The following is an 11,545-nucleotide window of genomic DNA, read 5'->3' as shown; positions in this document are numbered from 1 at the left end:
CCAAAGACCTCAAGGGGTGGAGGAGCCGCGCCGACAAAGGATGCGTGAGTACCCTTGCGCACACCATGATGACCGCCGCCCGCTCCGTCGATTCCGGTCTCGCCGGCCCGGGTGAACTCGACCGCTACTCGTATGCGGAGGCGCCGGCCGGCGAGCGCGCCGCTCTGCGTTCCTGGGAAGGGTCCGATGCCGAGCTCGGCCGGGTCGGCCGGCGGGGCTCGGCCAGCCGGGGGCGTGGCCTGCACGGCCAACTCGTTCAGCAGCTGGGTCAGATGATCGTCTCCGGAGACCTGGGCGCCGACCGCCCCCTCGTGCCGGAGGAGATCGGCCAGCGCTTCGAGGTCTCCCGCACCGTCGTCCGTGAATCACTGCGCGTCCTCGAGGCGAAGGGCCTGGTCAGCGCCCGGCCCAACGTGGGCACCCGGGTCCGTCCCGTCAGCGACTGGAATCTGCTCGACCCCGACATCATCGAATGGCGCGCCTTCGGCCCGCAGCGCGAGGACCAGCGGCGCGAGCTGGGGGAGCTCCGGTGGACCATCGAGCCGCTCGCGGCCCGTCTCGCGGCGGGCCACGGCCGCGAGGACATCCAGCAGCGCCTCGGCGACATGGTCGAGATCATGGGGCACGCCCTCGGGCAGGGCGACGTGATCACCGGCTCGCGAGCCGACGCGGAGTTCCACTCCTTGCTCATCCAGGCCGCGGGCAACCGCATGCTGGAGCACCTCTCCGGAATCGTCGCGGCGGCCCTGCAGGTCTCGGGTGGTCCCGCCACGAGCTGCGACCGCCCCACCGAAGCGTCCCTCGCCCACCACGCCCGGATCGTCGACGCCCTCGCGTCGGGGGACGCGTCGGGCGCCGAGGCGGCCATGCGTCAACTGCTCGTCGTCCACCCCGAGGTGGAGCGGGTGGTGCCCGCGCCCCGCGAGCACTGAACACAGCACGGTCAGGTGTGTGAACCGCGTGTCGCCGGACCGCTGCGGTCCGGCGACATAATTGTGGCGAGATGGCACCCCTGATCGCTTTCGTCGCAAATGAGGTGTGACTCGGGCCACGCGGATTGGGCGTAACACTCCTCGAAGCAGTGCGATGACCTAAGAGGTGACCGCCACGGAAGGAATACAGCAGCCGTTCAGTGCGCTGTGCAGTTCTGAGGCCAAACCCGCGCCGTCGGTACATTCCCAGCCCGGCGGTCGTCGGCTCCGGTCCTCTCCAGGGCCGGGCCGGAAGCCGTTTCCATCGTTCCGAGAGGTTGTTCGTGTCGGCCAGCACATCCCGTACGCTCCCGCCGGAGATCGCCGAGTCCGAGTCTGTGATGGCGCTCATCGAGCGGGGAAAGGCTGATGGGCAGATCGCCGGCGATGACGTGCGTCGGGCCTTCGAGGCTGACCAGATTCCGCCAACCCAGTGGAAGAATGTTCTGCGCAGCCTCAATCAGATCCTCGAGGAAGAGGGTGTGACGCTGATGGTCAGTGCCGCGGAGCCGTCCAAACGTGCCCGCAAGAGCGTCGCAGCAAAGAGCCCGGTCAAGCGCACCGCCACCAAGACCGTCGCGGCCAAGACGACCGTGACCAGGACCGTCGCGGCCGCTGCCGCCCCGTCGGCAGAGGCCGTGGGCGCGACGGTCGGCGACACCGCCGCGGCCGGACCTGCGAAGAAGGCGGCAGCCAAGAAGACGGCAGCCAAGAAGACCGCCGCGAAGAAGACGGCGGCGAAGAAGACAGCTACGAAGAAGGCCGGGAAGCAGGACGACGACCTCCTCGACGGCGACGACCTGGTCGAGGACGTGAAGGTCGGCAAGGAGGACGAGGAGGGCGAGGGCGAGAACAAGGGCTTCGTCCTCTCCGACGACGACGAGGACGACGCGCCCGCGCAGCAGGTCGCCGTCGCCGGTGCCACCGCCGACCCGGTCAAGGACTACCTGAAGCAGATCGGGAAGGTCCCCCTCCTCAACGCCGAGCAGGAGGTCGAGCTCGCCAAGCGCATCGAGGCCGGTCTGTTCGCGGAGGACAAGCTGGCGAACTCCGACAAGCTCGCGCCGAAGCTCAAGCGCGAGCTGGAGATCATCGCCGAGGACGGTCGCCGCGCCAAGAACCACCTGCTGGAGGCCAACCTCCGTCTCGTGGTGTCGCTGGCCAAGCGTTACACCGGCCGCGGCATGCTCTTCCTGGACCTGATCCAGGAGGGCAACCTCGGTCTGATCCGCGCGGTCGAGAAGTTCGACTACACCAAGGGCTACAAGTTCTCCACGTACGCCACCTGGTGGATCCGTCAGGCGATCACCCGCGCCATGGCCGACCAGGCCCGCACCATCCGCATCCCGGTGCACATGGTCGAGGTCATCAACAAGCTCGCCCGTGTGCAGCGCCAGATGCTCCAGGACCTGGGCCGTGAGCCCACGCCGGAGGAGCTGGCCAAGGAACTCGACATGACGCCCGAGAAGGTCATCGAGGTCCAGAAGTACGGCCGCGAGCCGATCTCCCTCCACACTCCGCTGGGCGAGGACGGAGACAGCGAGTTCGGTGATCTGATCGAGGACTCCGAGGCTGTCGTCCCGGCCGACGCGGTCAGCTTCACGCTCCTCCAGGAGCAGCTGCACTCGGTGCTCGACACCCTCTCCGAGCGCGAGGCGGGCGTCGTCTCGATGCGTTTCGGACTCACCGACGGCCAACCGAAGACGCTGGACGAGATCGGCAAGGTCTACGGCGTGACGCGTGAGCGCATCCGGCAGATCGAGTCCAAGACCATGTCGAAGCTGCGCCACCCGTCGCGCTCGCAGGTGCTGCGCGACTACCTCGACTAGGCCGGGAGGCCTCGTCGGAGTTCTCGCGCCGAGGGCCCGGATCCCATGGGGAGCCGGGCCCTCGGCGTATCTGCGGGTGCGCCTGGGGTCGTCTGCGACGACTCTGGGTAGGAGGTGTTCACCACAGAGTCAGGAGCGCGCATGTCCCGTACCGTCTTTCACGCCATGTCAGGGGCGCTCGCCCTGGTCGCCGCCACGGTCGCGTTACCGTTCGGACTCTCTGCTCCCGCCGCCGCGGACAGCATCGTCATCGGTGGTCAGCCCGCACACGCCAAGGACAGTCCTTGGGTCGTGGCCCTGTCCAGTCGGGAGCGTTTCGGGGAGACGCGCGCCGGTCAGTTCTGCGGAGGCGTCGTCGTGGCGCCGAGGAAAGTGCTCACCGCCGCGCACTGCCTGAGCCGGGCGGCGCTCGGTGTCGATGTCGGCCGGGTGCGTGACCTGAAGGTGATCGTGGGCCGGGACAGCCTGCGCGGAACCGGCGGTCAGGAGATCCCTGTGCAGGCGGCGTGGAGCAACCCGAGGTTCGACCCCTCGACGAACGCCGGGGACCTGGCGGTGCTCACCCTGGCCGGTGCGCTCCCCGCGAAGAACGTGATCCCCGTGGCCGAATCCGGCGACTCGGCGTACCAGCCGGGTACGAGCGCGATGGTCTACGGGTGGGGTGACACGACCGGCAACAGCGACTACGCCTCGTCACTTCGCGCCGCGAAGGTGAGCGTGTTGTCGGACAGCACGTGCGAGCGGGCCTACCCCGGGGGAAGAAACGGCACGTACGACGCCTCGACGATGCTCTGCGCGGGCGAACCGCAGGGTGGGTATGACGCCTGCCAGGGGGACAGCGGAGGGCCGCTGGTGGCCCGCGGGCGGCTCATCGGGCTGGTGTCCTGGGGGGACGGATGCGGCCGGGCGGGCAGCCCCGGTGTGTACACCCGCGTCTCCGCCGCCATCGGCTGGGTGCCGGAGAGTGTCTGAACGGCACGGGGCCGTGACGACGAGGACGGGCGGCTTCCGTGCGGAAGCCGCCCGTCGCCAGGTCGGGACCTGGCCCTGGCTCGTCGTGGATGCGAGGTGTCAGTGCCGTTCCTCTTCGACGGCGTGCCCCGGCACGGCCGTCAGCCTGTCCGTCTCATCCTGTATCTCCGCGGCGATCTTCTTGAGTTCCGGCTCGAACTTGCGACCATGGTGGGCGCAGAAGAGCAGCTCACCGCCGCTGATCAGGACGACGCGCAGATATGCCTGGGCGCCGCAGCGGTCACAGCGGTCTGCTGCGGTCAGCGGGCTCGCGGGGGTCAGAACAGTAGTCACGTCGCCTCTTCTCTAGCTCGACGAGCTGTCGTACCAGGGTCAACATCCAACCAGGCCGAAAACGTTCCCGCTCGTGGCTTTTCTTTGAAACTTCTTCTCAAGATGGCTGTCTGTTGCCGGTTGGCGGCGAATGTGCCGTATTGCGTAGCGCTACGGTTTCGCGTTGCTTGTCTCGGTGGTTCGGTCCTCCCGGCCGGCTTGCCGGTTTGTTCATGAGGACGTGCCCGGAGCCTAAATGGTTCATGCCCGGAAGGGAACGTGATGTGCGCGTCACTCCTCCGAGGGATCGAACGTGTATGCGAGGCTGGACTAGTGTGAGGGTTCTCGGAGGGTGGCGTGACAACCGCTCTACCAGGCCTCGGTACCCTCTCAGCGGCGACCGAAGCCGAACCCCTTACCCACTGGGTACCAAAAAGAAATTCAGCGAGGAGCGAACCGCGTGACCGCCGATACGTCCGTGCCGTCCACTGCGCTGCTGACCGGAGCAGACCGAGACGGTTCCAACTACACCGCGCGGCATCTCCTCGTACTCGAAGGGCTCGAAGCGGTTCGCAAGCGCCCTGGCATGTACATCGGATCCACGGACAGCCGTGGGCTCATGCACTGCCTCTGGGAGATCATCGACAACTCCGTCGACGAGGCCCTGGGCGGCTACTGCGACCGTATCGAGGTCGTCCTCCACGACGACAACTCCGTCGAGGTCAAGGACAACGGTCGCGGGATCCCGGTCGACGTCGAGCCGAAGACGGGCCTGTCCGGCGTCGAGGTCGTGATGACGAAGCTGCACGCCGGCGGAAAGTTCGGCGGCGGTTCGTACGCCGCGTCGGGCGGACTGCACGGTGTGGGCGCCTCCGTGGTCAACGCCCTCTCGGCCCGGCTCGACGTCGAGGTCGACCGCAACAGCGCGACCCACTCGATCAGTTTCCGGCGGGGAGTGCCGGGGATCTTCACCGAGCAGGGGCCGGACAGCCCGTTCGACCCGGCCAACGGCCTGATCAAGGGCAAGCGGGTGCCGAAGGCCCGCACCGGCACGAGGGTGCGCTACTGGGCGGACCGGCAGATCTTCCTCAAGGACGCCAAGCTCAGCCTGGAAACGCTTCACCAGAGGGCACGGCAGACGGCCTTCCTTGTGCCCGGTCTCACGATCGTCGTGCGCGACGATCGCGGTCTCGACGGCGAGGGGAAGTCGGAGGAGACCTTCCACTTCGACGGCGGAATCAGCGAATTCTGCGAGTACCTCGCCCAGGACAAGGCGGTCTGCGACGTGCTCCGCCTGTCCGGGCAGGGCACGTTCAAGGAGACCGTGCCGGTCCTGGACGAGCGCGGGCACATGACGGCGACCGAGGTCACCCGTGAACTCGGGGTCGACATCGCCATGCGCTGGGGCACCGGATACGACACCACCGTCAAGTCCTTCGTCAACATCATCGCCACCCCCAAGGGTGGCACGCACGTCACCGGGTTCGAACGCTCCGTGACGAAGACCATCAACGAGGCGCTGCGGTCCGCCAAGCTGCTCCGTGTGGCCGAGGACGACATCGTCAAGGACGATGCGCTGGAGGGGCTCACCGCGGTCGTGACCGTGCGGCTGGCGGAACCGCAGTTCGAGGGCCAGACCAAGGAGGTGCTCGGCACCTCGGCGGCCAACCGGATCGTCGCCAACGTCGTGGCCAAGGAGCTCAAGGCGTTCCTCACCTCGACGAAGCGCGACGCGAAGGCGCAGGCCAGGGCGGTTCTGGACAAGGCGGTGGCGGCCGCGCGCACCCGCATCGCCGCGCGTCAGCACAAGGACGCCCAGCGCCGGAAGACGGCACTGGAGTCCTCCTCGCTGCCTGCGAAGCTCGCCGACTGCCGCAGTGACGACGTCGACCGCAGCGAACTCTTCATCGTCGAGGGCGACTCCGCGCTCGGTACGGCCAAGCTCGCGCGGAACAGCGAGTTCCAGGCGCTGCTGCCGATCCGGGGCAAGATCCTCAACGTGCAGAAGGCGTCCGTCTCGGACATGCTGAAGAACGCCGAATGCGGCGCGATCATCCAGGTCATAGGAGCCGGGTCCGGACGGACCTTCGACATCGACGCCGCCCGCTACGGGAAGATCGTCCTGCTGGTGGACGCCGATGTCGACGGCGCGCACATCCGCATCCTGCTGCTGACGCTGTTCCAGCGCTACATGCGCCCCATGGTCGAGGCCGGTCGGGTCTTCGCCGCCGTGCCCCCGCTGCACCGGATCGAGCTCGTCCAGCCCAAGAAGGGCCAGGACAAGTACATCTACACGTACTCCGACAACGAACTGCGCCAGCGGCTGCTGGAGCTGCAGCGGAAGAACATCCGGTACAAGGACTCGATCCAGCGCTACAAGGGTCTGGGCGAGATGGACGCCGACCAGCTGGCGGAGACCACGATGGACCCCCGCCACCGCACGCTGAGGCGGATCAACATCGGCGACCTGGAAGCGGCCGAGCAGGTCTTCGATCTGCTGATGGGGAACGAAGTGGCTCCGCGCAAGGAGTTCATCACCAGCTCGGCGGCCACCCTCGACCGCTCGCGCATCGACGCCTGAGCACTGCCGTCTCCACCCGGGGCCTCCACCGCGCGGGCTCCCCACCCGTGGGTGGAGACGGCATCTCCATCCGTGGTCAACCCCTGAGCCGATCCCGTGACCCGGCCGATTCCGTAGCGTCGAAGGCGTCCGATCTTCCCGCATCACGGAGGCAGCCATGCCGGGGTTCGTCGATGTCCTGGCGACCGTCGCCGTCGCCGTAGTCGCCGTCGTGGTCCGTCAGTTCTCGGCCCAGCGGATCTCCGACGACAGGCGCTGGTGGGTCCTGCCGGGCATCCTCCTCGTCATCTCGCTGCGGGAGCCCGGACTCGTCGATCCGCATCACGCGGCGCCGGCCGTGGTGTTCCTGTGCGCGGAACTGGCGGTGGCGTTGACGACCGGCGCCACCCGGGGCTGGACTTCCCGCCTGTGGCGAGGGGCGGACGGCTCGTTGTGGACCAAGGGCGGCAGGGCGACCGTCTTCGCCCGGGCAGGCGGACTGGCGCTGAGGGCGTCCCTGTACGGGGCCGCCACGCTGGTGGGCATACAGCAGAACAGTTCCGTACTGCTGTCAGCTCCCCCCGTGACCCTGTCGGTGCACGGCGGCTCGGGTCATGAGGCGCCGTCACGCATGGTGGGGAGGGACCGGGCATGACGCAACGATCTGGACGAGCCGGCCTTCCAGAGAGGCGCCTTCGACGGCCCGCACCCGGCCACGGGCGGTGCTCGCCTGGTCCGTCCGGTTCGGCCTGCTCGCCGCCCTGCCATGGGGCACCTTCGCCGACGACCAGTCGGTGGTGCGTGAAGGCATCGTGATGCTGTGGGGCTGCTGCCCGGGATCGAGGTGGTCGGTTCGGTGAAGGACGGTGAGGAAGCGGTCGCGCTCATGGCCGAGTTGGCCCCGGATGTGGTCCTGATGGACCTGCGCATGCCCCGTTGCGACAGGGTGGAGGCAACGCGGCGGATCCGCAGGGACTGTCCGGGGACACAGATGGTGGTGCTCACGACGTTCGCGGACGACGACTCGCTCTTTCCCACGCCCCGGGCCGGGGCTGGGGCCATCTCACCAAGGACGCCGGGGGCGAGGAGATCGTGCGGGCCATCCGGGCGGTGCTGTCGGGAGAGGCCGGACTCTCGCCGTCCGTGCAGCGGCGGCTGCTGGAACACGTCACCACACAGCCACCTCCGCCCGAGGCGTCTCCCGATCCGCAACTGCCCGACGGCCTGAAACCGTGCGAGGTGGAGGTGCTGGTCCTGATCGCCGATGGGCTGTCCAGCCCGGAGATCGCGCGCAGACTGCACATCTCGCAGGCCACGGTGAAGAGTCACATCAACAAACTCTTCGCCAAGGCCGGGGTACGTGACCGCGCACAGGCCGTTCGCTATGCGTACGTTCGGGGCTTCGCACAGCCACCCGGGCCGGTGTTCACCTGATCGGATGAATACCGGCGAATGAACTGCCCGAGATCTTCCCAATCCACTCATTCTTGGGTACGCGGCCGAAGTAGTCCGTGGACAAGGGGAGTTGTTCGGTGGAGAAGGAAGCAGGGCGTGACGCCGCGGCGGTGCGGCTCGACGACCCGTGGTACGACACGCTTGCCCCCGGCTGGGGCGAGTCGGACGGGGCGGGGAGGCTCGCACCCGCGGGGCCACCCGTTCCTGCTGCCTCGCACCGGGGCAACAGCGCGGCCGAGATCTATCTGGAGGTGCAGCGCAGTAGAGCCTTCCAGGAGGTGCGGCGCCGGTACAGGCGCTTCGTCCTCCCCGCGACACTCGCCTTCCTCACCTGGTACCTCGCCTATGTCGTGGTCGCGATCAGCGAGCCCGGGCTGATGTCCCGTCCGGTGGCCGGGGCGGTCAATGTCGCAATGGTCGCGGGCCTCGGGCAGTTTCTGACGACGTTCCTCCTCACCTGGGCGTACGCACGACACGCACGGCTGCGCAGGGACCGCGCCGCGCTCGAACTGCGCTGGAAGACGCAGGAGATGACACGGAAGGCGGGCCGTTGAGCGGGCACCACCAGACGCCGGCCCTCGTGCTCTTCAGCGTCTTCATCGCGGTGACGCTCGCCATCACCACCTGGGTGAGCCGTAACCGGCACGGCTCGGCCGAGGAGTTCTACGCGGGCGGCCGGCTGTTCTCCCCGATGGAGAACGGTTTCGCCATCGCGGGCGACTACATGTCGGCGGCGTCGTTCCTCGGTATCTCCGGCCTGATCGCCCTCTTCGGTTACGACGGCATGCTCTACTCGGTCGGGTTCTTCGTCGCCTGGCTCGTGGTTCTGCTGCTGATCGCCGAACTGGTCCGCAACTGCGGCCGGTTCACGCTCGCCGACGTGGTGGCGGCGCGCATGGCGGAGCGCCCGGTGCGGATCGCCGTGGGCACGTCGTCCGTCACCGTCTCCCTGCTCTATCTGGTGGCTCAGATGGTCGGCGCGGGCAGCCTCGTCGCCCTGCTCCTCGGCGGTACGAGCGGTGCCGCCCGGCCCTGGACCGTCATCGGTGTCGGAGCGCTCATGGTGATCTACGTCTCCTTCGGCGGAATGCGTGCCACCACGTGGATCCAGATCGTCAAGGCCGTGCTGCTGATGGCGGGAGCGGTCGTGCTCACCGTTCTCGTCCTGGTTCGCTTCCACGGCGACGTCAACGCACTGCTCGACTCCGCGGCCCGGCGCAGCGGACACGGAAGCAGTTTCCTGGTGCCCGGTCTCCTGTACGGCGAAACCTGGACGGCGCGCCTCGACTTCATCAGCCTGGGCCTGGCTCTGGTGCTCGGTACGGCGGGCCTGCCGCACATCCTGTCGCGGTTCTACACCGTGCCCACCGCCCGCGCGGCCCGGAGGTCGGTCGTCTGGTCGATCGGACTCATCGGCGGCTTCTACCTGATGACCATCGCGCTCGGCTTCGGGGCCGCCGCACTGGTCGGCCCGGCCGACGTGCGGGCGTCGAACGCCGCGGGGAATACGGCGGTGCCGCTGCTGGCCCTGGCCCTCGGCGGCGGCGAGGGTTCCACCGCGGGAACGATTCTGTTCGCCGTGGTGGCGGCCGTCGCCTTCGCGACCATCCTCGCCGTCGTTGCGGGGATCACGCTCGCGTCCTCCGCCTCCGTCGCCCACGACCTCTACGCCTCGCTCAGGAGCCCCGGTTCCAAGCAGTACAGCGAGGTCACCGTGGCCCGGGCCGCCGCGGCCGGGATCGGGCTGGCGGCCATTGGGCTCGGTCTGGTCGCGCAGAACCTGAATGTGGCGTTCCTGGTCGGGCTGGCCTTCGCCGTGGCCGCCTCGGCCAACCTCCCGGCTTTGCTCTACTCCCTGTTCTGGCGGCGTTTCACCACGAGGGGAGCGGTCTGGTCGATCTACGGAGGACTGATTCCAGCGGTACTCCTCGTGGTGTTCTCACCGGTCGTCTCCGGTAGCCCGGCCTCGTTCTTCCCCGGGGTCGACTTCCACTTCTTCCCCCTGGAGAACCCCGGTCTGGCCTCCATCCCACTGGGATTCCTGGCCGGCTGGGCCGGAACGGTGACCTCCGCAGAGCCGCCCGATGCCGCCAAGCACGCGGAGACCGAGGTCCGCGCGCTCACCGGCGCCGGAGCGGTGTAGCCGCCGACCACATCGCGGGGTCCAAGGCCCCGTGCGACCCGTGGAGGGCCTCCGGCCGCCGTTCACCCCGGTCGGGCCTTCGCCGGTCGGCCGTCGTTCAGCACGGCGGCCGACCGTCGGTCGGCCGGTCGGCGCTCGGCGGAGGGGAGCGGCTGAGGGGGACGCGGGCCGTCGTACTGCCCACTGGGCCGTATGCGCAACGGCCGTTCCTCGTACTCCTCCAGCGCGTGCGCGATCCAGCCCGCCGTGCGCGACACGGCGAAGGCCGTCTCGCCCGACTCGGCGGACATGCCGCAGGAGACCGACAGCACGGCCGGCGCCGGTTCGACGTTGGCGTGCAGGGGCGCGTGGCGGGCGGCCGTGGCGACCACGTCCTGCGCGGCGGCGAGTGCGGACACGGCCTCGGGGGACGTCCGCGAGCAGGGCGAACAGCGTCCGCGCCCGCGGGCCGTCCGCCGGGCGCGCGGTGAGTTTCGGCCACAACAGCCGGGCGAGCCCGCCCTCCTTGCCCGATGTCGGTTCCTCCTCGCCGGAGGTCTGTTCCAGGTCGTCGGCGGTCGAAGGGCCGCCGGACACCGCGGGCAAGGCGCGGACCAGCATCGGGATCAGGCTCCGCGCACCGGCGATCACCGCCTCGCGCGAGAGGTCGAAGCGGAGCGGCCATCGCCGCGGCGACCACGGCCACCCGCAACCGGTCCGTCGAACCGCTGTGGGCGGGCAGTGCGCCGACCGCCCGGCGCGCCGCCGCCAGTGCCTCGGCGGGCGTCGCTCGCGATCAGCGTGATACCGGCACGGAACACCAGGTCGCCCGTGCCGACGACGGAGGGCCCGCGGCGGCCCGAGCGCCGGGCCGGGGCGTCCACCTCCGCGGCGTCGAACCGCCGCGCTGCGACGACTGCCCGCGGAGGTGCGCGAGGCCCTGCCCGCCACAGCCCGGGCAGGATCCGTCTCCGGCCCGCTGGCCGGTCTGGCGCACCGCCCTGTCCCTCCTCGGCGCCTCGGCGCACTTCCGGCCGGTGTACGACATCGACGCCGACCGGCGTCGCGACGACGCCCTGGCCGCCTGTGCCGCCGTTCCGACCGTGCTCACCGCCCTGCACAGGCTCGGCCGGGGCCTCGAACCGGTCGAGCCCCGCGACGATCTGCCGTACGGGTCGTCATGGAGCTGTGCGGGCTGCCGTGCGAGATGTTCACCCCGACGTTCTGTGCGGCGCGGGTGATCGGCTGGAGCGCCAATATCCTGGAACAGGCGGAGGACACGAAGATCATCCGCCCGGCGGCCCGATAGGTCGACACCCCGCCG

At 69.2% G+C, this 11,545-nt stretch carries 8 protein-coding genes and 3 pseudogenes; 9 read left to right on the top strand and 2 right to left on the bottom strand.

The genetic code is table 11. The features are described from left to right. Positions 1–44 precede the first annotated feature (44 nt). The 3 genes from ACFYXM_RS25255 (at position 45) to ACFYXM_RS25245 (ending at position 3,772) form a co-directional block, all read left to right on the top strand. Complete coding sequence (locus ACFYXM_RS25255; RefSeq protein WP_389292574.1) at positions 45–932, top strand: FadR/GntR family transcriptional regulator; 888 nt, start codon at positions 45–47, stop codon at positions 930–932. 323 nt (positions 933–1,255) lie between these two features. Beyond that, positions 1,256–2,800, top strand: coding sequence for an RNA polymerase sigma factor (locus ACFYXM_RS25250; protein ID WP_389292572.1), 1,545 nt, complete (start codon positions 1,256–1,258; stop codon positions 2,798–2,800). 141 nt (positions 2,801–2,941) lie between these two features. Further along, positions 2,942–3,772: a S1 family peptidase gene (locus tag ACFYXM_RS25245; RefSeq protein ID WP_389292570.1), complete on the top strand. Its 831-nt coding sequence runs from the start codon at positions 2,942–2,944 to the stop codon at positions 3,770–3,772. A 99-nt stretch (positions 3,773–3,871) separates the two neighbouring features. On the opposite strand, the gene ACFYXM_RS25240 is transcribed toward ACFYXM_RS25245, so the two are convergent. Then, positions 3,872–4,105 carry a hypothetical protein gene (locus ACFYXM_RS25240; protein WP_073789906.1) on the bottom strand — a complete coding sequence of 78 codons (234 nt, stop codon included), beginning with the start codon at positions 4,103–4,105 and terminating at the stop codon, positions 3,872–3,874. 439 nt (positions 4,106–4,544) lie between these two features. Between ACFYXM_RS25240 and ACFYXM_RS25235 the strand changes: the two genes are divergently transcribed. The 5 genes and pseudogenes from ACFYXM_RS25235 (at position 4,545) to ACFYXM_RS25215 (ending at position 10,242) form a co-directional block, all read left to right on the top strand. After that, entirely contained in the window at positions 4,545–6,665 is a 2,121-nt protein-coding gene (locus tag ACFYXM_RS25235; protein WP_389292568.1) for a type IIA DNA topoisomerase subunit B, read from the top strand. Positions 6,666–6,822: 157 nt separating this feature from the next. After that, positions 6,823–7,299, top strand: coding sequence for a DUF1453 domain-containing protein (locus tag ACFYXM_RS25230; RefSeq protein ID WP_389292566.1), 477 nt, complete (start codon positions 6,823–6,825; stop codon positions 7,297–7,299). A 160-nt stretch (positions 7,300–7,459) separates the two neighbouring features. Next, a pseudogene (locus ACFYXM_RS25225) lies at positions 7,460–8,078 on the top strand (response regulator). A gap of 131 nt (positions 8,079–8,209) precedes the next feature. Beyond that, on the top strand, positions 8,210–8,653 hold the full coding sequence (locus tag ACFYXM_RS25220; RefSeq protein WP_389292677.1) for a DUF485 domain-containing protein: 444 nt from the start codon (positions 8,210–8,212) through the stop codon (positions 8,651–8,653). Next, positions 8,650–10,242, top strand: coding sequence for a cation acetate symporter (locus tag ACFYXM_RS25215; RefSeq protein ID WP_389292564.1), 1,593 nt, complete (start codon positions 8,650–8,652; stop codon positions 10,240–10,242). The genes ACFYXM_RS25220 and ACFYXM_RS25215 overlap by 4 nt, the downstream gene beginning before the upstream one ends. A 62-nt stretch (positions 10,243–10,304) precedes the next feature. Here the strand turns inward: ACFYXM_RS25215 and ACFYXM_RS25210 are convergent. Next, positions 10,305–11,120 (bottom strand): annotated as a pseudogene (locus tag ACFYXM_RS25210) (citrate/2-methylcitrate synthase); the annotation flags it as partial. On the opposite strand from ACFYXM_RS25210, the pseudogene ACFYXM_RS25205 reads away from it, so the two are divergent. Further along, positions 11,117–11,530 (top strand): annotated as a pseudogene (locus tag ACFYXM_RS25205) (citrate/2-methylcitrate synthase); the annotation flags it as partial. The pseudogenes ACFYXM_RS25210 and ACFYXM_RS25205 overlap by 4 nt on opposite strands. Positions 11,531–11,545 lie beyond the last annotated feature (15 nt).

The sequence above is a fragment of the Streptomyces sp. NPDC002476 genome, assembly GCF_042889785.1.
Lineage (GTDB): Bacteria > Actinomycetota > Actinomycetes > Streptomycetales > Streptomycetaceae > Streptomyces.
Note: the sequence above shows the minus strand (reverse complement) of the source record. Positions and strands in the feature narration are given on the sequence as shown.